Genomic DNA, 25058 nt, shown 5'->3' on the forward strand with positions numbered 1-25058 from the left:
GATATGAAAAAAAATTGGAAAGGACAAACGGCGTATAAGGCTTTTGCGCTTTTGATTGCTTGTATAACCGGAATAACTACACTGCTTGCCGCTATCATGATGATCTTCAGTATCGGTTTACGTGCCGAATATGGGAATCAAAATGATACGATCGCAGAACTCATGCAGGAACATATGGTTTCCAACTATGCAGCCTATTTGAAGGAGAGTGCAACCGAAGAGGGCGGCTCCTGGGATGCTTTGGATGGCTCTTTGCTGACCTACGCAGTAGAGCAGATTGATTTTCAGGTAACAGGAGATGGCGACAAACTCAATGTTGTGCGGAACAACAATTTTGTCTATGGATCACCTTATCTGATCCAGTGGCTGCAGGATAAAAACCATCGGGAAATGGATGGCGTGTATGAAAATGTATTTTTCGATAAAAATGAATACCATTATAACACGGATACCTGGTTGGGAGCCATGCAGACCAATGTCTATGGATATGTTGGAAATGATGAAGTCTATCTGGATGAAAGCAAAAATGGAGATCGGTTGGAGTATTATGATTATGACGTAGACAGTGAAGATGCAGATAATATAGAAGAAAATCTGACAGATGAAGACAATATGTCGGATGATGTCGAAAATGAAGGGAATAATGCAGGAGACCTTCTTGCAGGAGAACTGCCGCCGGAAGGAACGTATACTTTCTACCGTATTTATATGATTCCCAATCTGGAAGATGTATTTCTGGAGGCAAATGATACAGCGCAATTGACGGATGAACAGCAGGATGTAGTCAAAGAGAATTACCGCGATGCGGCAATCACCATTATGGGATCTTTTTCTTATGGAAAAAGTGCTTTGGATCCAGGCAATTTCTTTGAAGTCATCAATCGTCTGCAAAAATATGAAGATGATCTGGTCTTTGCCAATGGCATGAGTGATTATCTGTGGATTCCGTATATACTTACTGCCATACTGACTATGCTGCAGAAGGTTTATCTGCCGATCCTTCTGGTATCGTTGCTTTTGTTTATCGTTTCCTTTGTTTTTCTGATGACCATGTCCGGACATCGCAAGGAAGATGATGCGATTTACCTACGATGGGCGGATCGCGTACCTTATGGTATTTACGGCATTGTAGTTGCAACAGGTGTATGCTTAGGCGTGATAGGGAATATAGGATTGTGGATGGCCTATTATAGTGGGGTTCTGGCATTGGCAGAGTTCGTTACTTTGTCCATTGTGCTTGCAATCCTTTGGACATTGCTTGCACTGGCATTTTGCATGAGTACGGCAACGCGTATCAAGTCAGGTCAATTCTGGAAACATACACTTTGGCATTATATTGCAGCCTTTTTTAGAAAATGGCTGATCAATCCTATCAGACGGCTGCATCGTGCAATACATGAAAATACAAAACTAAGCACGCGTTTAGGCCTAGGGCTTGCCATTTTAGCCTTGGTGGAACTGATGGCCTTACTGGCAACCGGTATTTATGGCGCAGGCGTTTTCCTTTTCTTTTTATATAAGATAGCCGAGACAGCCTTGATCTTCTATCTGGTCTTGATGGCAAAGAAATTAAAAGATGGTGGAAAGCGTGTCGCCAGTGGCAATTATAATGAGCCGATCGATACCACACATATGATTGCTCCTATGAGAGAACACGGCGAAGATATCAACCATGTGGGCGAGGGGATCGCTATTGCAGTGGCAGAACAGATGAAGAGTGAACGCTTCAAGACAGAACTCATCACGAATGTGTCGCACGATATCAAAACACCGCTGACCTCTATTATCAACTATGTAGATCTGATCAAAAAGGAGGGGATTTCTGAGGAAAAAGTAAGAGAGTATGTTGAGGTCTTGGATCGCCAGTCTGCTCGTTTGAAAAAACTTATTGAAGATCTCTTAGAAGCATCCAAGGCATCCACCGGTAATGTAGAGATGCATATGGAAGCCTGTGATGCCGCTGTGATGATCTCGCAGGTGGTCGGAGAGTATCAGGATAAACTGCAAGCACAGGATATTGAGATTGTGGTAAATGAAGCAAAGAATCCTGCAAATATCATGGCAGACGGCAGACATCTGTGGCGGGTATTTGATAATATCATGAGCAATATTTGCAAATATACACAGGACCATACCAGAGTCTATGTCAATGTGGAAGATGCAGGTGACCAGGTGCGCATGATCTTTAAGAATATTTCCAAGTATCCGCTCAACATCAGCAGTGACGAGTTGATGGAACGTTTTGTCAGAGGTGATGCATCGAGAAATACCGAAGGTCACGGCTTGGGACTTTCCATCGCATCCAGCCTGACCGCACTCATGGACGGACAACTGACCATCGATATTGACGGTGATCTCTTTAAGATCACGGTTGCGATGAAGAAGCAGGCTTAGAAAGGCTCTGCACATATGCGGATGGGGGCAGTCCGGTGCGCTTCTTAAAGACAGAAGAAAAATAAGACGGCGTGGAAAAATGTAATTTGGCACTCAGATCAGTCAGGGAAATGTTGTTATAGGTCAACATTTCCTTGGCTTTTTCTATGCGCAGATCTGTCATGTAATCGCCGATGGACTGCCCGGTCTGTTTTTTAAACTGGGAGGACAGGTAATAGGTGGAATAGCCTAGGGCTTCTGCCAGATCCTCCAGAGTGATCTTTTCATAGATGTTGCGGTGGATCAGTGCGATGCAGTCATTGACAAAAGGAGAGTATTCCTTTCCCTGTAACTGGATCTCATGCACGCGGTGGATAAAGGTATCATAGGCAAGAAAATGGATATCCATGATATTGTTGAGGTCTGTGCAGTCAGGGGATTCGATCTGCTGGATATAGTAGTCACTGAGAGAGTAGGCTTCGTCCGGATCCATACCGCCACGGATGGCGGCGCGGGTAATGAGTGCCACAAAGACAATGATCTCATCCTTTTCCTGTCTGACGATATCGCCCGGGCTCATAAGTCCTACCAGGTAGTTGTCTGCAGATAATTCCGTATTTTGCAGTTCGTCCTGATAATGGATGTTGCCGGTCTCGACATGTTTTAGCATAGCACATTCCATGGCATAACTACTGTGTTCGGTGATGGTAATATCGTGTGCTGTGCTGCCATTTTTCTTGGTTGGAGCCAAGGTATTTTTGGAACTGAGTGGATTGAGGGTGGGAAAAGAGGTGGTGGTCAGATTTCCCGGTGTTTTTCCATAAAGAGTGTAGTAGAGCATGCGCACGCTCTGCAAAAAGAGGCTATAGGGAATGACCGGAATCTCCTTCTGCACTTCCATCATGCGGTGCTGAGAGGATATGGACATATGCCAGTCGTCTAGCAGGCGCTTGAAATTGATCTCCGATACGGAGGAGTTTAAAAAGGGACCTAAGACGTAGAAAGAGTCTAAATTGTCATCTACAATATAAGGCTGGATCGCCCAGGTCAGGCAGAGGCGGTCCGGGTAGAGGATGGGCATGGTGGAGTTGGAAGCATAGGTCTTTAAGGCATCATCCTTGGAGTCAAAAAAGAAGTTGCGGACTTCGTTGATCCAGGGACAGTTGGTATCCAGGAGTTCCCAATCCTTTGTATAGTGCCAGAAGCAGATATTATTTACTGCATATAAAGAGTCGAATAAATAAGTAAGTTTTTGTGTCTGATACATGCTAAGTCCTTTCTTTCTCATCTTGTATTATCCATATCCTAGCACGCTTTTGTTAAATTTTCTATAATGTTTAATGAAATATTGTTAGAAATATCGAAATTTTAACAGGGTAAAACACAAGGAATTGGTATGATAAATACAAGAAATGGTCATGTGAAAGCACATGATCTTACAAGGAGGGTATTACTTATGAAGAAAAAAGCAAATTGGCTGGATCCGAGTACAACAGCCGAAAATGAAGTCCTGCCGGGCTATCTGAAGTGGGCATGGACATCCAGAGGTCTGTCTCTAGCACTCAATGTTATCTTGATCATGCAACTGACCTATTATTGTACCGACATGCTGGGCATGGGGGCAACACTGGTCGGAACCTTGCTTCTGGCATCCAAGATCTTTGACGGTGTGACAGATTTGTTTGTTGGTTTTATCATCGATGCGACGCATACCAAATGGGGCAAGGCAAGACCGTATGAGATCTTTATCGTCTTTGTATGGGGACTCACCGTACTTCTTTTCTCTGCACCGGAGATGAGTACGACCGGAAAAGCAATCTTTGTATTTGTACTTTATACACTGATCAATTCCGTCTGCGCTACTTTCTTAAATGGTGGCGATGCCGTATATCTGGCAAGAAGTATCCGAAGCGAGAAGAATCGTGTATCCGTTATGTCCTTTAATGGTGGTATCATCATGCTGTTTTCTATCGTAATCAGCATGCTTTTGCCACAGTTGATCGCAGGCATGGGATCTACCAAGGAAGGCTGGACGACCATGGCACTGCTCTTTGCCATTCCGTGTGCTATTATCGGTATGTTCCGTTTCATCTTTGTCAAGGAAGTGGTAGATGACAATCAGCCATCCGACCAGCAGAAAGAGGAGGTACAGAAGATCCCGCTCAAGCAGAGTTTAAAGTGTGTATTCTCTAACAAATACATCTTTATTCTGGCTGGTATGACCTTAGTCGTACAGTTGGCAACCAATATCGGTACAGCCGTAAATACATATTATTTCAAGTACATCATGGGTAATATCGGTCTGGCAACACTGGTTTCTATCGGTAGTATGCTGACACCGGTCATCATGCTGATCTTCCCGGTACTTTCCAGAAAGTTCGGAACCGTTCCGATCCTGCGTGCAGGTGCTGTTTTAGGCGTTGTTGGTTATGGCATCCGTATTCTTGGTGGAACCAATCTGGTTACTCTGACACTTGGTTCTGTTATTGGTGGTGTTGCGATTTTACCGGTTACCATGATGATCTCTATTTATCTGATCGATACCATGGACTATGGCGAGTGGAAGACCGGAACCAGAGTAGAAGGTATGCTTGCTTCTGTCAACTCTTTTGCTTCTAAGTTGGGAAGTGGTATCGCATCTGGCCTGGTAGGACTGATTATGGGACTTGCCGGATATGATGGAAGTCTTGCAACCCAGTCAGCATCCGCTCTGACCTCTATCCAGGTACTCTTTAACTATGTACCTATGGTTCTGATGGTTGTACTTTTGATCCTTGGTATTGCATACAAGTTGGATAAAGAACTTCCACAGATCAAGGCTGACCTTGCAAAAAAGCATGAGGCACAGTAAGAAGAAAGCGAATAATTAAAAAAACGTAAAAATTTAATAAGTCAAAAGTGCAGTGTCTGTTAGAATGCGTGTAACAAATAGCAGAGACTGTACTTTTTGAAATATAAAAAGCGCAGAGATAGGAGAGGTTTATGTCATTTACAGCAAAGATGTTTCGCATGGTATCCGGAAAGGCAGATGCCAAGCGTGACGCAAACTTAGTCGTACCGGAGGATGTAACCGCAGTCTATGATATCAATTACGCCGGGAATGCGGATGCTTATAACTTACTGGATGTGTATTATCCAAAGGACACCGATCATCTTTTGCCGGTCATCGTCAGCATCCATGGGGGCGGCTATGTCTATGGAACCAAAGAAATCTACAAATATTACGGTATGTATTTAGCCCAGCAGGGATTTACTTTTGTCAATTTCAATTACCATCTGGCACCGGAAGCCAAATTTCCGACCCAGTTGACGGAAACGAATATGGTGATGGAGTGGATGTGCGATCATGCTGATGAGTATCATCTGGATCTAAATAATGTCATTTTGGTGGGCGATTCTGCCGGATCCCAGATGACAAGCCAGTACGCAGCCATCGCGACCAATGCAGATTACGCAAAATTATTCCCCTTTACGGTGCCGGAGGAAATCAAGATACGTGCCCTTGGTCTGAATTGTGGTATGTACACCCTGACCATTCTGGGTAAGGATGGCAAGGTCAACAAGATGAACAAGGAATTATATGGCGATTATCTGGGCAAAGATTTTGATTTTTCCAATGAAAAAATAGATGTGCTGGGGCATATCACCGCCGATTATCCGCCGACTTATGTCATGACATCCTATTATGACTTTTTGAAGGAAAACGCCCAGCCTATGTATGAATTTTTAAAAGGCAAGGGCATCCCTTGTGCATGGAAATGCTATGGATCAGAGGATAAAAAATATATGGCGCATGTCTGCCATGTCAATATGAATCTGGAAGAGGCAAAAGAGATCAATCAGGATGAATGTGCATTCTTCCGAAAATATCTGGTGTAGAAAATTCAGACTGCAAGCAGCCTTGTATGAGAATAAAAGAAAAGGAGACAAGAAGATGGTACATATTACAGATGCAAGTATGCAGAAATTTGAAAAAGAGCATATCGCAAAGGTGCGCGAGGTTGCACCGGAATGTGCGATACTCTTAAAGAGCAATGGAGATTTTCCTTTGGATGCAGCAGGCAAGATCGCGCTCTTTGGCAGTGGCGCCAGAAGGACGATCAAGGGTGGAACCGGATCCGGGGATGTCAATGTCAGAGCCTATACGACCGTAGAGCAGGGATTGGAGAATGCTGGCTTTGAGGTGGTGAGCAAGGCTTGGCTGGATGCTTACGAAGAACATATGACAAAGACAAGAAAAGAATGGATCACCGCCATGAAGGCAGAGGCGGCAGCCGCAGGCATCAATGGTATTATGTATTGCATGGGAAAGGTCATGCCGGAAACTGCCTATGAATTTTCATTGGAAAGCGATGCGGACATCGCCATCTATGTACTGGCAAGAAATTCGGGTGAAGGCGCTGACCGTACCATGGTAGCGGGCGATATCAATCTGACCGAGACCGAGATCCGCGATATTCTGGCATTACAGAAGCAGTATGACAAGTTCCTTTTGGTATTAAATGTTGGTGGCATGGTAGATCTGACACCGGTAAATACCGTAGAAAATATCCTGCTCTTAGGACAGTTGGGAACACCGACCGGCGATGTTTTGGCAGACCTTGTCCTTGGCAAGTCTTACCCATCCGGTAAACTGGCTATGACCTGGGCGCCGATCGCAGAATATCCATCAACCGAGGGCTTTGGCGATCCGGATGATACCTACTATCGTGAGGGTATCTATGTGGGCTATCGTTATTTTGATACTGTCGGAAAAGAAGTGACCTATCCATTTGGTTACGGACTTTCTTACACGACATTTGCTGTTGAGACAAAGGATATTGTCGCAGATGAAAAGCAAGTCACAGTCACAGCCCAGGTGATAAATACAGGAAAATGCGCAGGCAAAGAAGTGGTACAGGTCTATGCCAGCCTGCCGGAAGGAGACCTTGACCAGCCTTATCAGAAACTGGTCGGCTATGCCAAGACCAAGGAAGTGGCAGCCGGAGAGAGCACAGAAGTTTCTGTCACTTTTGCAACCCAGACCCTTGCTTCCTTTAGTGAGAAGGACAGCGCCTATATCATGGAGGCAGGTGAATATGTCATCCGTCTGGGAAGTCATTCCAGAGATACCATGGTAGCAGGCATCCTGACCTTAGATGACAAGGCAGTCCTGGAAAAGACCAAGCACATCTGTGAAGGCTGGGGCTTTGATGATCTTGTGCCGGAAAAAGTTGCTTTCAACCCAGATGGCGAGGAAGAACAGAAAGAGGCTGCAAAACATATTGCATTATCCGCAGCCAAGTTTGAGACCGTGACTTATACTTACCCGGAAGTGGCAGCGGAGATCCCGGAGGGACAGACTTTTGATTTTGCAGAAGTGCTTTCCGGTAAAAAGACTTTGGAGGAATTTGTCGCAGGACTTTCGGATAAGCAACTGGCTTATCTTGCCATTGGCAATTATAAGGATGTACCGGAAGGCGCGGGGGCAGAATCAGTCATCGGTGCAGCAGGATCCCATGTGGCAGGTGCCGCAGGCGAATCTACCAGCCGTCTGGAAGATCTTGGCGTTGGCGGACTTTACATGGCGGATGGTCCGGCAGGACTGCGTCTTGCTACTTCCTACAAGATCGTGGATGGCGAGATCAAGGGCAATGCCAATGCTTTTGCCAACTTTATGGAATTTATGGGCGAGGAAGAACTCAAGATGATGGCGTCTATGGCACCAAAGCCATCGGAAGCGGAACTTGCAGCACCGGAAAACTACCAGTACTGTATCGCAATCCCGATCGGCACGGCTTTGGCACAGGCTTGGAATGATGATGTCGCGGAGATCTGTGGCGATATGGTCGGACAGGAAATGGAAATGTTCGGTGTGCATCTGTGGCTGGCACCGGCACAGAATATCCAGCGTTCCCCGCTTTGCGGACGAAACTTTGAGTACTATTCTGAGGAACCGATCGTCAGCGGACGTACCTCCGCTGCCGTGACGCGCGGTGTGCAGAAGCATCCGGGCTGCGGGGTTACCATCAAGCATTTTGCATGCAACAATCAGGAGACCAACCGCTTCTTGTCCAACTCTGTTGTCAGTGAACGTGCCCTGCGTGAGATCTATCTCAAGGGATTTGAGATCTGCGTCAGAAGTGCAAAGCCGGAGGCTATCATGTCATCCTATAACCTGGTAAATGGCGAGCATACCTGCAACAGCAAGGATATCCAGACCCACGTACTTAGGAATGAATGGGGACATGAGGGCATTGTCATGACAGACTGGTTTGTGACCGGTGGAATGGGCAATGGTGCAGAACACCGTGATAACAAGTATGAGACAGGATCTGCCGCAGGCTGTGTCAAGGCTGGCAACAATATCACCATGCCGGGCGGATCGAGTGATCTTGCGGACATCCTGGACGCATTGACCAATAAGGAGCATGCATATGCCCTGACCAAGGCAGAATTGCAACAGAATGCCATGACAGTCTTAAAGGAAGTCATCAAATTGAGAAAATAAACAGAAAAAATAAATTCATACGACGGATACGTTTGGAAACCCAGACGTATCCGTTTTTTTATACACTAGATGCTCTACTGACATAAAACATATACACTAAGCATAGAGATAAAAGAAAATATGCAAAAAGTACAAGGATTTATGCAAATTTACTATATTTATGTATATAAATTACAGGAAAAATACCATACACTAAGCGTTTTGACGATAAAAACAGGTCGTGGTAGATTTCTTATTGTATAAAGTGTATAGTTCTTCTTGTATATACAGTAACAAAACCGGCAGAGGAGATCCGCTTATGAAATCAAACAAAGAAAAGATCTATGACTTTATTCAGATGCATGATACGGCAGAAAAAGAGGGAGGTGTGTCAACGACATATATCGCACAGGCGCTATCTTTACAGCGAACCAATGTCAGCAGTCTTTTGAATGCTCTCGTGGAAGAGGGAAGGATACATAAATCCAATGGCAGACCAGTTCTTTATTCCATTGCCGGTGTCAGCCGGGGGGATGAGGAAGAATGTTTTTGCAAGATGACAGGATGGCAGGGCAGTTTACAGCATCCGATCCAGTTAGCCAAAGCAGCAGTCTTATATCCGGGCAGAAGCCTGAATATCCTGATCGTGGGAGAAAAGGGAACCGGAAAGAAAGAGTTCGCACACCTGATCTACGAATATTGTCTGGTAAAACAAATTTTTTCAGCGGAGAGTCCTTTCTTACAGATGAATTGCAGGGACTATCAGGGCAGTGCCAAAGATGCCAGGGAAAAACTCATGGGCGAGCGGCAGAGTGGCATGTTAAAGGATGCGGAGAGCGGTATCTTATACATGGATAATGTGCAGTATCTGGACGGTGGACTCTTGCGGGAAATCGCCTCCTACAGCGGAAAGCCCGGAAGGAAAGGGCTTTTGATCGCCAGTTGCACACCGGACGCACAGCCGGCACAGGAGGAGTTTCAGAGTGAATTTCCAATCGTTATTACAATGCCGAGGATCACAGAACGACCGATCGAAGAACGTATGGAAATGATCCAGACACTTTTTTCGACCGAAGCCTCGCGGGTAGGCAGGGAACTGGTCGTAAAGGAAGAATTGATGCGCTGCCTGCTTTTATATGAATGTCCTGAAAATTTTCAACAGTTGAAGCGGGATATCAAGATCGGTTGTGCCAATGCTTATGTGAGGGAACTGGCAAATGACCGGAGGATCACCCTCTATGTCAGCGACTTTGAACCGACCATACGTCAGGGAATGTCCCGTTTCGGACAGATGAGGGAGGAGATCGAAAGACTGATCCCGGAAAACAGCACCTTTACCTTTGACGGCAGTCGGATGCGTGTCAGTGAGACAGAGACCAAAAATATTTACAAGGAATTGCGGCAAAAGGCAAAGCAACTGGAGTCGGAGGGCATTGAGGATGAGGATATCAAGATGCTGCTCAGCACCGAAGTGGAAAGAGCCTTTGGCAAATATCAGCAAAAACTGATCCATGAAGTCCGCAGCCGGAAAGAATTGGAACTCATTGTAGATGAGGAACTGATCGACATGGTGGAGAGATTTCTGGCAAAAGTGGAGAACGCAAGGAACAAAAAGATCGACGATGCCGTATTTTTTGGACTTTGTCTGCATATGAAAAATGTAGTGAATGGTACAAAGACGACAGAGTCCATGGATCGGCTTGAAATATCTGAGGTCGTTACCAAATACAAGCAGGAATATATGCTAAGCCTTGCCTTTGCGGAGGAGATACAGGAAGTCTATGGCAGACAACTGACCATAGACGAGGTTATTTTGATCACCATGTTTTTGTGCTACGAACCGCCAAAGCAGACGGACAAGGGACAGATGGTTATCCTCTACGCCTTTTATGGCAAGGACATTGCAGCATCCATTGTGCGTACGATCACCGAGATCACAGGATTTAACCATATTTTTTCCTTTGAGGTATCGCACCGTCAAAGCGAGACGCAGATCTATGAGTCTTTGAAAAAATGTATTTTGGAGATTGAGCAAAAACAAGGTGTGTTCATAGTCTATGACAGTGATCTGGTGTCCAAAGTGGCAGAGGAGATCTCTGCGGAGACAGGTATTATGATCCGTCTTTTCCCGGCACCGGTGACGACCATGGGGATCGAACTGGCGAGAAAGGCAATGATCTCATCCAACCTGGATGCCGTTTATCGGGATGTCATGAAAAGCGTCGGTGATTTTGCCACCAGCCATGAGAAGTATCTCATCACTTTATGTACTACGGGCAAGGGTGGCGCGGAGGAATTAAAGACCTATATTGAGCGCTACGGTCACATGGAGGATGTGCAGATCATTCCTTTATCCATGAGTGATCCCAAGGCTTTGCAGGAGGTATTTCGTGACCTGATGCGGCGTGGAACCATACTTTGTGTGGTAGGAACCTTTGATCCAAAGTTATATTCCATTCCTTTCTGCTCGATCACGGAGGTTTTTACGACACCCAAAGAACGTTTGCCGGAACTTTTGCGAAAGACCGAGTCTAAGGATTATGAGGTCGATCATCAGGAAGTCTTTCATTATCTTGCCGGGCAGTTTAGCCATGTGGAGATAAAAAAGGTAGAGTCATCGGTAGAAGCATTTTTACAGGAGGTCGATCAGAAATTAAAACATATGACGCAGGATGCACAGATGGGACTATTGGTTCATACTGCCTGTTGTATTGAGCGTTTGGCATCCGGGGAGACTTCACCCGAAAATCCAAAGCGCAAGGCAATCCTGCATCAATATCACAAAGAATTTCAGCAGCTGCTTCGGATGCTAAGACCGATGGAAAAAGCCTTTCACATTATCTTTAGCGACGACGAGGTGGCAAATATGCTGATGATCATATATCAGATATAAAACAAAGGAGGTTACTATGAGCGAAGAATTACAGGAAGCATTGGAAGAGATTTCCATGTTGATCATTGCTAATTCCGGAGCAGCCAGATCGGCGGCATTTGAAGCCTTACAGGCTGCCAAAAAGAAGGATTTTGCACAGGCGGATCAACTGATGGAAAGCGCGGAAAAGAGTTTACAGACAGCCCATGAGGCGCACCGGAAACTCTTGCAGATGGATGCAAAAGGTCAAGTGGACAGCGTCAGCATTCTGCTTTGCCATGCACAGGATCATCTGATGGGAAGTGCATTAGCGGGGGATCTCATCAAGGAAATGATCCTTTTATACAAGGAAAAATAAGGAGGGGCATATGGAAAGGAAAGTGTTATTGATATGCGCTGGGGGCATGTCAACCGGGATTCTGATGAAGAAAATGGAAAAGTATGCAGAGGACAAAGGCATTGAGCTCAAGATCGACGCAGTGGGGATGTCCGCATACGAAGATTCCTACAAAAATTATGATGTGATCCTTTTAGGACCGCAGGTGTCTTACAAAAAGGAGGAGATCGCACAGGTAACGCAGATGCCGATCGCCGTGATCGCAGCCTATGATTACGCTATCGGTAATGTAGACAACATCATGAAACAAGTGGATGAGATCTATCCACAGTAATATCCGGTAAGGGTTTTTAGGGAAAGGAAAAGGAGAAGGATATGAGTAATTTATATGAAAGCAAATTCATGCAAAAAGTAAAATCCATAGGCGAAAAATGTGCGGGTAACAAAGCGATCGCAGCAGTATCTGCCGGTATGATGATGGCAATGGGCATCATCCTGATCGGCGCTATTTTCCAGTTGATCGCAATCATCCCGACTTTCTTTGGGGCGTGGACGACGGACGATGCGATCTATAACATCTTATTGGTACCATATGATCTGTCTATGGGGCTGATCTCTGTTTATATGGCATTTACCATTGCCTATTCTTATGCCAAGTCGCTTAAGATGCAGGCACTGACCAACGCATTAAATGCCATGTTGATCTTTTTGATCGTTGCAGGACCGATCAAGACGGTAGAACTGGCGGACGGAAGCAGTTTTACCGGTATTGACAACTCCTGCCTGGGTGCTGTGGGTATGTTCACAGCCATCATCATTTCGCTCTGTACCGTCAAGATGGCGCATTTTTGTGAAAAGCATCATCTGATGATCAAGATGCCGGATGTCGTGCCGAAATTTTTGCAGGACACCTTTGCATCTTTGATTCCACTGGTTATCAACATCGCGATCTGGCATACGATCGGAAGCATCTGCTTGAATGTCATGACGATCTCTCTGCCATACGCGATCTCTTATCTCTTATCTGCACCGCTTGGCGCACTGACCAGTGTACCGGGTATCATTATTGTCGTATTGGTTGCAAATGTCCTCTGGACTTTTGGTATCCATGGAACCATGGTTGTTTATATCGCCATTATGGCACCGCTCATGGAGTACATAGCCAACAATGCTGAGCATGTATCCAAGGGTGAAGCACTCGTCTTTGTACCGGTTGCTTTGTTTGGTATCATGAACTGCTGTGGCGGAACGGGAAATACCTTGGCACTTTGCGTCATGGGTCTCTTCTCCAAGTCTGAGCAGATCAAAGCAGTCAGCAAGGCGGCTGTTGTACCGGGTATCTTTAATATCAATGAACCGGCAACTTTCGGTTATCCGATCATGTATAATCCGACACTTGCTATTCCATTTGTGATCAACCCATTGATTACCATGATCATTTGCTACTTTGGTTATATGGTCGGCTTCTTTAAACCGGCGTTTACCATGATTACAGCGACCTTACCGGTCGGCGTATCACCATACCTGTGTACCTTATCCTGGACCAATATCCTGATTCCGGTCATTGCCTTTATCGTGGCATGGGTGGTATATCGTCCATTCTTTAAGGTATATGAGCGCGATCTGATCGCAAAGGAGCAGGAAGCAAAAGAGGTGGCTTAATGAATGCAGACTTTTTATGGGGTGGCGCGATCGCTGCCAACCAGGTAGAAGGTGCATGGAAGGATGATGGGAAGGGAGAGTCGATCTCAGACCATATCACCGCGGGGACAAAAACGTCTCCGCGGCGATTTACCAAAGAAGTGAGGGAAGGCGAACACTATCCAAGCCATCATGCCATAGACTTTTACCATCATTATAAAGAGGATATTGCCCTGTTTGGGCAGATGGGATTTCAGGTACTGCGTCTGTCTATTGCGTGGACACGCATCTTTCCTATGGGGGATGAGGAAAAGCCAAACCAAAAGGGATTGGATTTTTACCACGCCGTATTTGCTGAGTGTAAAAAATGGAACATCCGTCCGCTGGTGACACTGTCACATTATGAAATGCCTTACCATCTGTGTCAGGCATATGGCGGTTGGCAAAATCGTAAAGTTATAGACTTTTTCCTGCGTTATTGCCGGACGGTTTTTACAGAGTATCAGGATGAGGTCGATCTGTGGCTGACCTTTAATGAGATGAATACTTTAGTCAGTCGTTTTGGAACCCTGCTGGGGGCAGGAATTTTGCCGGAAGATGGAGCAGATATGTTTGGGCTTGGTCGTATGCAGACGCCGGAGACAAAGGAAGAAATGCAGGCGCGTTTTCAGGCACTCCATCATCAGTTTGTGGCAAGCGCAAAGGCGGTAGCCTTAGCCCATGAGATCAATCCGAAAAACCGGGTGGGCTGTATGTTGTCGGCGGCAGGAGTCTATCCATATACCTGTTCACCGGATGATATGTTAGAGGCACAGTGGCAGATGAAAAAAAGCAACTGGTTCTGTGGGGATGTCTGCATCCGCGGGGCATATCCTTATTATATGGAGCGTTTTTTTGAAGAAAATGCTATTGTCATTGTCGGCAAGACAGAGGATGCTGACATTTTAAAAAAGGGCTGTGTGGATTTTTTCAGTTTCAGTTATTATACTTCGCGTTGCGTGACAAGAAATGCCGAGGTACAAAAGACTGCCGGCAATATGATGCTGGGCGTGCAAAATCCGTATTTAAAGGCCAGTGAATGGGGATGGATCATCGACCCCAAGGGGCTGCGCTATCTGCTCAATGCGATTTATGACAGGTATCAGATTCCGGTCATGCTGGTAGAAAATGGCTTGGGAGCGGTCGATCAGTTGACGGAGGACGGATGTATCCATGATGATTACCGCATCGCATATCTCAAGGCACACATTGAACAGATGAAGGAAGCCATGAAAGACGGGGTGGACCTGATCGGTTATACGCCATGGGGCTGTATCGATCTGGTCAGTGCCAGCACAGGAGAGATGAAAAAACGTTATGGTTTTATCTATGTAGATCTGGATAATGAGGGCAAAGGATCCGGAAAACGTATAAAGAAGGATTCCTTTTACTGGTATCAGAAGTGTATTGCCAGCCATGGCGAGGAATTATAGAAATAAGAGGGTGGATCATATGGTTACAAAACAAGTGGAATTTATCAATAAGACAGGACTTCATGCAAGACCGGCATCGGATTTTGTCATGCTGGCAAAAAAATATGAGTCTAAGATCACGATCTGTAAGGAAGGTGGAGAGCCGGTCAATGCCAAGTCGGTCGTGCGTCTTTTGGCAGAAGGAATCGGGCAGGGAACAAAAGCGGAACTTGCAGCAGAAGGTCCGGATGAGGAAGAAGCGATCGAGGCTTTGGCAGTTCTGGTTGCCAGCGGATTTGGAGAATAAGGGGACAGCGACTATGGGCGAGAGACAGAAGTTTTTATGTGGTAATGCCGTATCCAAAGGGATTGCGATCGCAAAAGCATATAGATATGAACCATTGGATCTGAAGGTCAGCAAAAGCAAGTGCGACAAGGAGGAGACAGAAGCCGAGTGTCGGCGCTTTCAGTCGGCAAGGGAACAGGCAAAGGAGGAATTGCAGACACTTTATGCAGCCTTAGAGGAGGAACACCCGGATCAGGCGAAGATCTTTGTGGCGCATCAGGAAGTCCTGGAAGATGAAGAAATGACCGAGGAGACGGAGAATGTCATAAAAGAGGATTGTCTGACGGCTGAAAGCGCAGTTGATACAATATTCAACCAGTATGCCGATCTCTTAAAGCAGGTAGAGGATCCCCTGATCGCAGGCAGGGCGGCAGATTTTTTGGATGTTAAGGCAAGAGTGCTTCGCCTTTTACTGGGAAAAGAGGAAAAAAGACTGGATCATTTTGCCGAGGATGTGATCGTGGTGGCGCATGACCTTTTGCCGAGCGACACTGCCAATCTGGATCGCGACCATGTCAAAGGTCTGATCACGGAAGTGGGTGGTTCCAATTCGCACTGCGCAATCTTAGCCAGAAGTTTTTCACTTCCGGCGATACTGGGAGCAGAAGATGCCATGACGCAGATCCAGGACGGACAAGACCTGATCCTGGATGGTCTGACCGGTCAGATATGGCTGGATTTTTCCCAAGAAGAAAAAGAGCAGTATGAACAAAAGCGACAGTTGTGGAAAAAACAGATAGAGGAGGAGCAGACCTATTTGCTTCGTCCGGGAGCAACCAAAGATGAGGTAAAGATCGCGCTGGGGATCAATGTAGGATCGGATGCGTACGATACAGCAGGGGCGGCATATGATTTTATCGGTCTTTTCCGGACGGAATTTCTGTATATGGAAAACGACCATATGCCGACGGAAGAAGAACAATTCAGTGTCTACCGTCGTATCTTAGAAGGTGCAAAAGGCAAGCCGGTGACCCTGCGGACGCTGGATATCGGAGGGGATAAGACCCTGCCGTATTTTTCCCTGCCAAAAGAGGATAATCCATTTCTGGGAGAGCGGGCGCTGCGTTTATGTTTTTCCCACATGGAGATCTTTGAGACGCAAATGCGTGCGGCACTCAGGGCATCTGTCTATGGAAATTTACAGATCATGTTTCCCATGGTAGGCAGTATGGAGGATATCCGCAAGGCAAAGGAAGCGGTAAGAAAGGTCATGGATGCACTGAAGCAGGAGGGGATTGCCTATGATCCAAAGGTTAAGATCGGTGTCATGATCGAAGTCCCAAGTCTGGCTTTGCAGGCAGATCTTGTTGCGCAGGAGGTGGATTTTGCCAGTATCGGATCGAATGATCTGACCCAGTATGTATGTGCGGCAGACCGCATGAACGCTGCCATGGAGCCTTACTATCAGACTTATGCACCGGCGATGGTTCGGCTCTTGGGCTTTGTTTTTGAAAGTTTTCAGAAGGCAAACAAGCCGATCTCTGTATGTGGTGAGATGGCGGGAAATCCCAAGGGGGCGGCACTTCTGGTCGGACTTGGCGCAAGAAAACTCAGTATGAATGCTGCCATGCTGGCTGCAGTAAAAGCAGAATTGGCAAGGCACAGGATAGACGAATTAGAGAAAATGGCAAAGACCTGTCAGGAACTTTGCACAGAAAAAGAGATTAAGGAGCAGATGGAAATGTAAAAGAAAGTTAAGAGGTTTTTTATGAAAAGAAGAATAGCAAGCAGATATCTGGCTGGTTTATTGACCCTTATTCTTACAGTGACGACTTTGGGAACATCTTTGGTCGAGGCGTCTACAGGGGACATTGATGCCGCAATCGTAGCGGAATCATTACAGGTGGCAAAGCAGGTCGAAGCAGAGGGCATCGTTCTTTTGAAAAATGAAGACGGGGTGCTGCCACTTGCAGCAGAGCAGGCTGTCAGTGTCTTTGGAAGCGCAGCGATCGATCCGTATTATGGCAGTTCCGGTTCCGGATCGATCAAGTCGGATACCATGATCGGATTTTATGATGCGCTTTCTGCAGCAGGTATTACATATAATGATACCCTTTATCAATCTTACCGGACTTGGTATGGAAAGAACGGCAATCATAAAGAAATGCCCGTCAGCGAGTTGGATATGACCCAGGCAAGGGAATATGCCGATACAGCGATCCTTATGATCGGAAGATCCGGGAGCGAAGGAAATGACCTTACCCTGGAAGAATTGCAGTTGAGCGCGGATGAAAGCAGTCTGATCGATACAGTGGCAAAGACTTTTGATCATGTGATCGTATTGTTTAATATTGCAAATATGATGGAGATGGGATTTTTAGAAAATTACCCATCGATCCAGGGGGCTGCGATCATATGGACACCCGGTGAAGCGGGCATGGAATCGGTCGCACAGATGTTGGCAGGGCAAATAAATCCATCCGGAAAACTACAGGATACGATCGCATATCATGTATCGGATCATCCATCTACAGCAAATTTTGGCGATTATACTTATGCGGATCAGAAAGCCAACTTTGTGGAGTATGAGGAAGGCATTTATGTCGGCTATCGCTATTTTGAGACCTTTGGGGTTCCGGTCCAGTATCCGTTTGGCTTTGGACTTTCTTATACAGAATTTGCATGGAGCGATATCAGCTTTGATAAAAACGGAAGGGACTGTCAGGTGGCAGTGACGGTGACGAATTGCGGAGAACGTGCCGGTAAAGATGTGGTCCAGATCTATGTCAGCCTGCCATATCAGGCAGGAGGTGTGGAAAAAGCGGCGACACAGTTGGTGGCTTTTGTCAAAACGGATCTTCTGGAGCCGGGAGCAAGTGCACGCTATACGGCAACCTTTGACATATGGGATTGTTCTTCTTATGATGCTGACGGCGAACAGGCATATATTTTAGATGCCGGTGATTATACGGTGCGTGTGGCACATGATGTAAAAGATAGTGAGTGTGATTTCTCTTATGCACTTGGGGAAAAACTGGTAAAGAAAACGGATGAAGTATCCGGTGCAGAGATCAAGAATTTATTTTCGGATGCTTTCTGTGATCAGATGACGGTTCTGTCAAGAATGGATCCGGTGGGGACTTATCCGACCACACCTGTCAATGAGACCTGTCCGGTTGATATCAGTGATATGGATGCTGCTGTAGCACCGGAAACGGATGCGGATGCCGTGGCACCGACGATCGGAGCGATTTATGAGGATAAGATCATGCTGCAGGAAGTGGCTGTGGATCCATCATTAGAGGAGGCATTTTTAGATCAGTTGACTTTGGATGAGATGATCGATCTGATCTGTAACTGCGGCTATAAGACACCGGGCGTAGATCGTCTGGGAATCCCAAAGACAAATGATAATGACGGACCGGCTTCCGTAAAAGGAGCAGGCGGTCTTTTGTATCGGGACTCCGGTGTGGCATGGCCGGCGGGAGTATGTCTTGCCTGCACATGGAATGTAGATCTTGCCTATGCACATGGCGTGCGCTGTGGTATCGAGGCAAAAAATATAGGTACAAATATCTGGTATGCACCGACGGCAAATATTCATAGAAATCCAAAGGGCGGACGAAATTTTGAGTATTTTTCCGAAGATCCGATCGTTTGCGGAAAGATGGCAAGTGCCATTGTGCAGGGGGCGCAGTCACAAAACCTGACAGTTACAGTAAAACATCTGGTCTTAAATGAGCAGGAGAAAAACCGCTGGGGGATTTTGACCTGGGCGGATGAACAGACGATACGGGAGATATACCTAAAGCCTTTTGAGATAGCGATCAAGGAAGGCGGAGCAAGAGGTGTCATGTCTGCTTACAGCCGTTTGGGAAAGACCTGGTGCGGCGGAAATGATGTACTGTTAAAGGATCTTTTGCGTACAGAGTGGGGCTATTCCGATTATGTGATCTCAGACTTTTCCGTACATGGTCTGTATGGAAGTTATATGAATCCTTTACAGGCGACATATGCGCAGAATGATGCAAATCTGACAGGTATTTATGCAGTCCAGTTTTTATCTATCAAAAAAGCGATGAAGCAGGAGTATAAAGAAAATCCGGCAGCTTTTGGTACAGCCATGCGAGCGTGTGTGAGAGACATTATCCATATGAAAATGGCATCCAGTGCATTCTCTAGGCAGGTGGGCACATCGGAAAGCATACACATTGAAGGTGAGACGGCAAAGGTCAAGGGTAAGTCTGTCAAGAATGCCGGGTTTACGGAAAAAGCAGATGGTGCAAGTCAGGGATATGTGCTCTGCAATCTGTCCAAGAAAGGCAATGTGGCAACATGGACATTTGATGTAGCGGAAGCAGGAACCTATGATTTGACTATGGCATTGGCAAGTACAAATCTGATCGGGAAAGATGTGGCGTTAAGTAAGCAGATCAATATGCAGGTCAACGGCGTGGATACGGATGTATCGGAGATAGAAATTCTGGGCAGTGGCGTTTTGAAATATAATCAGTTCGCTAGCTATGGCCCATTGCAGGTAGATCTGCAGGCAGGGACGAATACGATCACTTGGACAGTGATTGGGTATTCGGTGCCAAATGTAGACTATGTGGAATTATATAAAGTAACAGAGTAATTAGGATGTTCAAGTCATCCATGGCGGATCAGGCGTATGCTCTCTGCCATGGATGATTTTGCTATTCGGGTAAAATCTGTTAGTGACAGTGCAGGACTTTCCTGCCGGAACCAGTAGGCATACAAGCCCATGATGCCATTGGCGATATATTCTGCGTAGTAATCTTTCTGTATCTCGGAAAGTGAAGTGTCACAGTTGGACTCCAAAATGCAGTATTTGATCGCTGCTACGCCATCTTGAAAAAATCCGGAGCAACTTGGCTCGGTAAAGATCACGCGGTAAAAGTCTATCTTATCTTGTGCTACAGCGCTCAGACAGTCAAAAAGAGTATCTAACTGCACATTTCCGCGCTGCTTGAGTTGCTCGGTGATGGCATCGCGAGCAATCTTTTGCATTTCTTTTACCAGATCTTCGATACTCTCATAATGAAGATAGAAGGTGCGACGATCAATATCAGCCTCACGCGTTAATTCAGATATGGTAATGGCGTTGTAAGGTTTTCTTTTTAATAGTTCCACAAAGGCATGACGCATTGCCTGTTTCGTCTTTTCTACGCGACGGTCTGTTTTGCGTTCTTTTGTTTCAGACATAAATTTTCTCCCCCCTGTAATATTGCTCATAAAGTTGTGACTTGTGCATTTCTGCTCATTTCTAAAAGGACTGGCGATTGTTTTTTTGCCAGAAACATTTATATAATAATAGCATAATAAATGCACAATGTGTGCATCAAAAGTACAAGGAGGGGGATTTTTTATGGGAATTTTGTACAATGTACCAGATTTAAAGACGTGGGGATTTATGGCATTTGTCCTATTGGCATTGATCGCTTTTAATGAACTGGGGCGAACCAAGAAGTGGGGTGGAATTTTGCTGTTTGTGATTGTGCCGTTGGTTCTAACGATCACAATCTGGCCGACAACAGCAGCACCGGGAAATGAATATGGAACAGGAAACTGGTTCAACTGGGTAAAGACATATTCAGCACTGGCTGGTTGCGTAGGATTTATGCTGATCCGCTACTGCCCAAAGATTGAACATAGTAAGTTCGCAATCTATTTTCCACCAATTATTTTAGCGGCGAATATCTGCGAGGCGGTTATGCGAGATTTTCAGGTATTTTCGTGGGGATTGACAGAGGGCGGATATGTAGACAATTTGTGGACGATTTCCGGACCGTGGAACATTATGAATGGCATCGCCGGAATCTTTAATATTTTGCTGATCTGTGGCTGGTCAGGCATCTTTGTTTCAAAGGATAAAAGCAGGGATATGATGTGGCCGGATATGGACTGGATCTATATTCTGACTTATGATCTGTGGAATTTTGCATATACATATAACTGCATTTCAGATCATTCCGTATATTGTGGAATGTTACTCTTGCTATCCTGCACAATACCGTCTTTCTTTATCAAGAGGGGATGTTGGTTACAGCACAGAGCGCAGACGCTGGCACTTTGGATCATGTTTATCATGACGGTCCCGACCTTTGCAGATCGTGTAGCACCGGTGCCGACAACGCACAATCCGACGGCATTCTTTATTGTAAGTTTCCTTGCGCTTGCAAGTAACGCTGGACTTTTCATCTATCAGGTATACGTTATTCGTAAGAATAAGAAGAACCCACTTAAGGATGAACTTTATACAGAAACAGCACATTACAAGAAGATTGTTGCTGAAAACTAAAATTTCATAATTTCACTTATATAGCTGAGCCGCCATTTTTATGGTGGCTCAGCATTTTTTCGCTTTCATGGTAGAGGTGTTGTGAGGTTTCTGATTTTGAACAAGGGAAAGCGTTTTGCTCGTGTTATACTTGTATAAAATCGAAAAGTGCATCTATACTAAATGGAGGATAAAATATGAATCAACATGTAGATAAAGCAATGGAGTTAAGAAACGAGATGCCAATGGTAAATAACTGTGCACAGACCATCATGCGTGTCTACGCAGATGAACTTGGCATGAATGAGGAACAGGCGGCAGCCATCGGCTGCAATTTTGGTGGCGGCATGAAATGCGGTGGTACTTGTGGAGCAATCACAAGTGGACTGATGGTGTTAGGCGCTATGGGCATAGATTCGCCAAAAGTCGTCGGAGAATATCGCAAACGTATGGCAGGTATGCATGATGGATTGACAGACTGTGCGGCGTTATTGCAGGAAAATGCCAGAAAAGGTGGCGAGAAAAAGGTACATTGTGATAATATGATTAAGGAGTCCATCGAACTGATTGATGAACTCACAGAGAATAAATAAGGAATGGAGCATCAAAATGGATATTTTTGATAAGATTGAATTACAGGATTGTCCAATCTGCGGAGGCGCAGGACTGTTGGAAGAGGAGAATGGCAACAGTTTTTATGTGGCATGTATGGATTGTGGCAGCCGTTCTGTAAATATTGATTACAAAGAAGAAGCAAAACGTGAAGATGCAGCACAGCGCGCTGCAGACTTGTGGAATACCGGAAAAGTAATTTCCAGTCATCCGGGAGAATAAAAAAAGAAGCCGCAAGGCTTCTTTTTTATATGCTTTATATGTGCCTTAGATATTTTTTATTGTATAGCATTATGCAGCAGAGTAAGCACTGTATTTACGTCATCCACATTCATTTGACCAGGGGCAGAAATTTTATTGGCAGCGGCAAATGTCATGGAGGAACCGAATACCTCACCGCAGAGACGACTGAGGACACCGGTATCTGCCATAGACATGGTTATAATTGGACTTGTGGCATGACAGCGTGTCATTTCTTCTGTTGCGGAGAGGAGTGTCAAAACATCTTTTTTGCTTTGTGGCATGACAGCGATTTTGGGGATATCAGCCCCCATGTCCTGCATTTTACATAGACGCTGGAGGATGTCCTCTTTGGAAGGTGTTTTGTAAAAATCATGATTAGAAGCAATGACTTTTACACCAGCAGCGTGCGCACCGGCAATGATTTCGGATACTGTATCATCACCAATAAAAATCTCAACATCAATAAGATCGACATTACCGGTTTGGGACGCAAGAATATTTAATTCTTTATAGGCATCAACGGAAATAGATTTTTCGCCACCTTCTGCGGAAGTCCGGAAAGTCATGAGCAGTGGTGTTTCACCAAGGATGTTACGAAGTTCTTTTAATACATCTTCTACTTGCGTAAAGTCAAAGACGCCCTCAAACCAATCAGCACGCCATTCTACTACATCAAGTGGAATGGTATGAAAGGAACGTGCTGTAGTAAGAATTTCTTCCTTTGTCACACCGACGATGGGAACGATAATCTTTGGCATTCCAGTACCGATTTCGATATTTTTTACTTTTACAGGATTCATAATGTATTCTCCTACTATAATATGCATGCAAAACCTAACTATAATGAATGTACTCGTTGTTTTGCATAAATGCAACTGCCTTTTGATAAAAAATGACTTTATCACTTTAAAGCCAAAGAGTACTTGAATTCAGACCTGCCATACGTTATGATGGAAGAAATTCGTGAAGTCATATAGATATCTGTGATTTTACATAAAAGAAGGCAGAGGACTTGAAAAATGAAAGATTTGGAGAAGTTAGATTTTAATATTTTTCTGATTGGCTTTATGGGCGTTGGAAAAAGTACAGTTTCAAAGGCTTTACAGCGTATGTTCGCCATGGATGTGGTGGAAATGGATGAGATTATTGCAAAACGCAATGGTATGAGTATATCAGAGATTTTTGAGTTACACGGAGAGGAATATTTCCGTAACGAAGAGACTGCGTTTTTGCGAGAAAGTCGCGAAAAAAAGAACATGATCGTGTCGTGCGGCGGTGGTGTACCGATGCGCCAGGTGAATGTGGATGAGATGAAAAAGAGTGGTAAGGTAGTGCTTCTTACAGCCAACCCGGAGACGATTTTAGAACATGTCAAGCATAGCCATGACAGGCCACTTCTGGAAAATAATAAGAACGTAGATTATATTGCAGAACTGATGGAAAAGCGCCGGGAAGCTTATGAAGCAGCTGCTGATATCGTCATTGCTACCGATGGTAAGAGCGTCTATGATATTTGTGAGGAAATCATTACAAAGGTCAATCAGTAGCACAAGATGTTGTTGATACGAGAATAAACTACAACATATAGAAAAGAGGAAAAAAGATGGGAAAAGAGATTACAGGACATACAGGGCTTTTATGTTTGCTTGGAAGCCCGGTGGCACACAGTATATCGCCGGCAATGCACAATGAAGCATGTAAGCAGTTGGGATTGGATTACGCGTACTTAGCGTTTGATGTGCCGGAAGAGAAGATGCCGCAGGCGGTAGAGGGACTTCGTACCATGGGAGCGCGAGGTTGGAATATTACGATGCCGGGAAAGAATATTATGTGTAAATTAGCAGATAAGCTTTCGCCTGCATCTGAGATTTCCGGTGCATGCAACACCATTGTTAATGAGGATGGTGTACTGACTGCATATACGACGGATGGCGTAGGTTTTATGCGTGCTGTTAAGGACAAGGGTGTAGATATCATTGGAAAGAAGATGACACTTCTCGGTGCCGGCGGAGCTGCAACAGCTATTTTGGTGCAGGCAGCGCTTGATGGTGTGGCTGAGATTCAGGTATTTAATATCAAGGATGCTTTTTGGGAGCGTGCGCAGGATATTGTGAACCAGTTGAATGAGCGTACCACGTGTAAAGTGACGCTGCATGATTATGAAGACCCAGAGGTGCTTCGCGCAGCCATTGCGGACAGTGCGATTCTTGTCAACGGTACATCGGTTGGCATGGCTCCAAAGACGGATGCAACCATTATTACAGATACGACAATGTTCCAACCGGATCTTTTCGTATTTGATGTCATCTACAATCCAAAGGAGACGAGACTTCTGCGCGAAGCAAAGGCAGCAGGATGTAAAACATCCAATGGTATGTATATGCTTTTGTACCAGGGAGCAGCATCTTTTGAACTGTGGACAGGACAGGAAATGCCGGTGGACATCATAAAAGAAAGGTATTTTTCATAGGAC

The 25058-nt window shown here is 45.3% G+C and carries 20 protein-coding genes; 17 read left to right on the forward strand and 3 right to left on the reverse strand.

All coding sequences use genetic code 11. The features are described from left to right. The first annotated feature begins 3 nt into the window (after nt 1-3). Entirely contained in the window at nt 4-2394 is a 2391-nt protein-coding gene (locus tag DW183_RS09240; RefSeq protein WP_118281710.1) for a sensor histidine kinase, read from the forward strand. On the opposite strand, the gene DW183_RS09245 is transcribed toward DW183_RS09240, so the two are convergent. Further along, nucleotides 2366-3661: a helix-turn-helix domain-containing protein gene (locus DW183_RS09245; protein ID WP_118281711.1), complete on the reverse strand. Its 1296-nt coding sequence runs from the start codon at nt 3659-3661 to the stop codon at nt 2366-2368. The two genes, DW183_RS09240 and DW183_RS09245, sit on opposite strands and share 29 nt — an antisense overlap. A 168-nt stretch (nt 3662-3829) precedes the next feature. On the opposite strand from DW183_RS09245, the gene DW183_RS09250 reads away from it, so the two are divergent. The 11 genes from DW183_RS09250 to DW183_RS09300 all read left to right on the forward strand — a co-directional run bounded on the left by DW183_RS09250 (nt 3830) and on the right by DW183_RS09300 (nt 20065). Next, nucleotides 3830-5224, forward strand: a complete 1395-nt coding sequence (locus DW183_RS09250; RefSeq protein WP_158573059.1) for an MFS transporter — start codon at nt 3830-3832, stop codon at nt 5222-5224. 131 nt (nt 5225-5355) lie between these two features. Then, on the forward strand, nt 5356-6252 hold the full coding sequence (locus DW183_RS09255) for an alpha/beta hydrolase (RefSeq protein WP_118281713.1): 897 nt from the start codon (nt 5356-5358) through the stop codon (nt 6250-6252). A gap of 55 nt (nt 6253-6307) precedes the next feature. After that, entirely contained in the window at nt 6308-8863 is a 2556-nt protein-coding gene (locus DW183_RS09260) for a glycoside hydrolase family 3 C-terminal domain-containing protein (protein WP_118281883.1), read from the forward strand. 298 nt (nt 8864-9161) lie between these two features. Next, nucleotides 9162-11735, forward strand: a complete 2574-nt coding sequence (locus tag DW183_RS09265) for a PRD domain-containing protein (protein WP_118281714.1) — start codon at nt 9162-9164, stop codon at nt 11733-11735. Between the two features lie 16 nt (nt 11736-11751). Continuing rightward, on the forward strand, nt 11752-12072 hold the full coding sequence (locus DW183_RS09270) for a PTS lactose/cellobiose transporter subunit IIA (RefSeq protein WP_118281715.1): 321 nt from the start codon (nt 11752-11754) through the stop codon (nt 12070-12072). 10 nt (nt 12073-12082) lie between these two features. Next, a complete protein-coding gene (locus DW183_RS09275) occupies nt 12083-12385 on the forward strand; it encodes a PTS sugar transporter subunit IIB (protein ID WP_118281716.1) in 303 nt (100 codons plus the stop codon). 41 nt (nt 12386-12426) lie between these two features. Then, the gene (locus DW183_RS09280; protein WP_118281717.1) at nt 12427-13713 is read left to right on the forward strand and encodes a PTS sugar transporter subunit IIC; all 1287 of its coding nucleotides are present in this window, start codon (nt 12427-12429) and stop codon (nt 13711-13713) included. Beyond that, nucleotides 13713-15164: a glycoside hydrolase family 1 protein gene (locus tag DW183_RS09285; protein WP_118281718.1), complete on the forward strand. Its 1452-nt coding sequence runs from the start codon at nt 13713-13715 to the stop codon at nt 15162-15164. The genes DW183_RS09280 and DW183_RS09285 overlap by 1 nt, the downstream gene beginning before the upstream one ends. A 19-nt stretch (nt 15165-15183) precedes the next feature. Beyond that, nucleotides 15184-15450: an HPr family phosphocarrier protein gene (locus DW183_RS09290; RefSeq protein ID WP_118281719.1), complete on the forward strand. Its 267-nt coding sequence runs from the start codon at nt 15184-15186 to the stop codon at nt 15448-15450. 13 nt (nt 15451-15463) lie between these two features. Further along, complete coding sequence (gene ptsP, locus DW183_RS09295) at nt 15464-17176, forward strand: phosphoenolpyruvate--protein phosphotransferase (protein ID WP_158573060.1); 1713 nt, start codon at nt 15464-15466, stop codon at nt 17174-17176. A gap of 21 nt (nt 17177-17197) precedes the next feature. Continuing rightward, nucleotides 17198-20065 (forward strand): glycoside hydrolase family 3 C-terminal domain-containing protein, encoded by a 2868-nt coding sequence (locus DW183_RS09300; RefSeq protein WP_118281721.1) that lies wholly within the window; start codon nt 17198-17200, stop codon nt 20063-20065. A gap of 14 nt (nt 20066-20079) precedes the next feature. Here DW183_RS09300 and DW183_RS09305 read toward each other — a convergent pair whose 3' ends face one another. Continuing rightward, nucleotides 20080-20655, reverse strand: coding sequence for a TetR/AcrR family transcriptional regulator (locus tag DW183_RS09305; RefSeq protein WP_158573061.1), 576 nt, complete (start codon nt 20653-20655; stop codon nt 20080-20082). A gap of 163 nt (nt 20656-20818) precedes the next feature. On the opposite strand from DW183_RS09305, the gene DW183_RS09310 reads away from it, so the two are divergent. From DW183_RS09310 to DW183_RS09320, 3 genes are all read left to right on the forward strand, one after another. Beyond that, nucleotides 20819-21751, forward strand: a complete 933-nt coding sequence (locus DW183_RS09310; protein ID WP_118281723.1) for a DUF5692 family protein — start codon at nt 20819-20821, stop codon at nt 21749-21751. A 176-nt stretch (nt 21752-21927) separates the two neighbouring features. Then, entirely contained in the window at nt 21928-22323 is a 396-nt protein-coding gene (locus tag DW183_RS09315; protein ID WP_118281724.1) for a C-GCAxxG-C-C family protein, read from the forward strand. Between the two features lie 16 nt (nt 22324-22339). Then, nucleotides 22340-22564, forward strand: coding sequence for a Lar family restriction alleviation protein (locus tag DW183_RS09320; RefSeq protein WP_118281725.1), 225 nt, complete (start codon nt 22340-22342; stop codon nt 22562-22564). Between the two features lie 56 nt (nt 22565-22620). Here DW183_RS09320 and aroD read toward each other — a convergent pair whose 3' ends face one another. Continuing rightward, the gene (gene aroD / locus DW183_RS09325) at nt 22621-23385 is read right to left on the reverse strand and encodes a type I 3-dehydroquinate dehydratase (protein WP_118281726.1); all 765 of its coding nucleotides are present in this window, start codon (nt 23383-23385) and stop codon (nt 22621-22623) included. A 219-nt stretch (nt 23386-23604) separates the two neighbouring features. On the opposite strand from aroD, the gene DW183_RS09330 reads away from it, so the two are divergent. Together DW183_RS09330 and DW183_RS09335 are read left to right on the forward strand one after the other, a co-directional pair. After that, on the forward strand, nt 23605-24132 hold the full coding sequence (locus DW183_RS09330) for a shikimate kinase (RefSeq protein WP_118281727.1): 528 nt from the start codon (nt 23605-23607) through the stop codon (nt 24130-24132). A 56-nt stretch (nt 24133-24188) separates the two neighbouring features. Then, nucleotides 24189-25055, forward strand: a complete 867-nt coding sequence (locus tag DW183_RS09335) for a shikimate dehydrogenase (RefSeq protein ID WP_118281728.1) — start codon at nt 24189-24191, stop codon at nt 25053-25055. Nucleotides 25056-25058 lie beyond the last annotated feature (3 nt).

It is taken from the genome of Roseburia sp. AM16-25 (assembly GCF_003473825.1).
GTDB classification, from domain to species: Bacteria; Bacillota; Clostridia; order Lachnospirales; family Lachnospiraceae; genus Pararoseburia; species Pararoseburia lenta.

Coding starts and splice junctions, on each gene's coding strand:
- DW183_RS09240 (WP_118281710.1), top strand. CDS start 4: ATGAAAAAAAATTGGAAAGGACAAACGGCGTATAAGGCTTTTGCGCTT.
- DW183_RS09245 (WP_118281711.1), bottom strand. CDS start 3,661: ATGAGAAAGAAAGGACTTAGCATGTATCAGACACAAAAACTTACTTAT.
- DW183_RS09250 (WP_158573059.1), top strand. CDS start 3,830: ATGAAGAAAAAAGCAAATTGGCTGGATCCGAGTACAACAGCCGAAAAT.
- DW183_RS09255 (WP_118281713.1), top strand. CDS start 5,356: ATGTCATTTACAGCAAAGATGTTTCGCATGGTATCCGGAAAGGCAGAT.
- DW183_RS09260 (WP_118281883.1), top strand. CDS start 6,308: ATGGTACATATTACAGATGCAAGTATGCAGAAATTTGAAAAAGAGCAT.
- DW183_RS09265 (WP_118281714.1), top strand. CDS start 9,162: ATGAAATCAAACAAAGAAAAGATCTATGACTTTATTCAGATGCATGAT.
- DW183_RS09270 (WP_118281715.1), top strand. CDS start 11,752: ATGAGCGAAGAATTACAGGAAGCATTGGAAGAGATTTCCATGTTGATC.
- DW183_RS09275 (WP_118281716.1), top strand. CDS start 12,083: ATGGAAAGGAAAGTGTTATTGATATGCGCTGGGGGCATGTCAACCGGG.
- DW183_RS09280 (WP_118281717.1), top strand. CDS start 12,427: ATGAGTAATTTATATGAAAGCAAATTCATGCAAAAAGTAAAATCCATA.
- DW183_RS09285 (WP_118281718.1), top strand. CDS start 13,713: ATGAATGCAGACTTTTTATGGGGTGGCGCGATCGCTGCCAACCAGGTA.
- DW183_RS09290 (WP_118281719.1), top strand. CDS start 15,184: ATGGTTACAAAACAAGTGGAATTTATCAATAAGACAGGACTTCATGCA.
- ptsP (WP_158573060.1), top strand. CDS start 15,464: ATGGGCGAGAGACAGAAGTTTTTATGTGGTAATGCCGTATCCAAAGGG.
- DW183_RS09300 (WP_118281721.1), top strand. CDS start 17,198: ATGAAAAGAAGAATAGCAAGCAGATATCTGGCTGGTTTATTGACCCTT.
- DW183_RS09305 (WP_158573061.1), bottom strand. CDS start 20,655: ATGTCTGAAACAAAAGAACGCAAAACAGACCGTCGCGTAGAAAAGACG.
- DW183_RS09310 (WP_118281723.1), top strand. CDS start 20,819: ATGGGAATTTTGTACAATGTACCAGATTTAAAGACGTGGGGATTTATG.
- DW183_RS09315 (WP_118281724.1), top strand. CDS start 21,928: ATGAATCAACATGTAGATAAAGCAATGGAGTTAAGAAACGAGATGCCA.
- DW183_RS09320 (WP_118281725.1), top strand. CDS start 22,340: ATGGATATTTTTGATAAGATTGAATTACAGGATTGTCCAATCTGCGGA.
- aroD (WP_118281726.1), bottom strand. CDS start 23,385: ATGAATCCTGTAAAAGTAAAAAATATCGAAATCGGTACTGGAATGCCA.
- DW183_RS09330 (WP_118281727.1), top strand. CDS start 23,605: ATGAAAGATTTGGAGAAGTTAGATTTTAATATTTTTCTGATTGGCTTT.
- DW183_RS09335 (WP_118281728.1), top strand. CDS start 24,189: ATGGGAAAAGAGATTACAGGACATACAGGGCTTTTATGTTTGCTTGGA.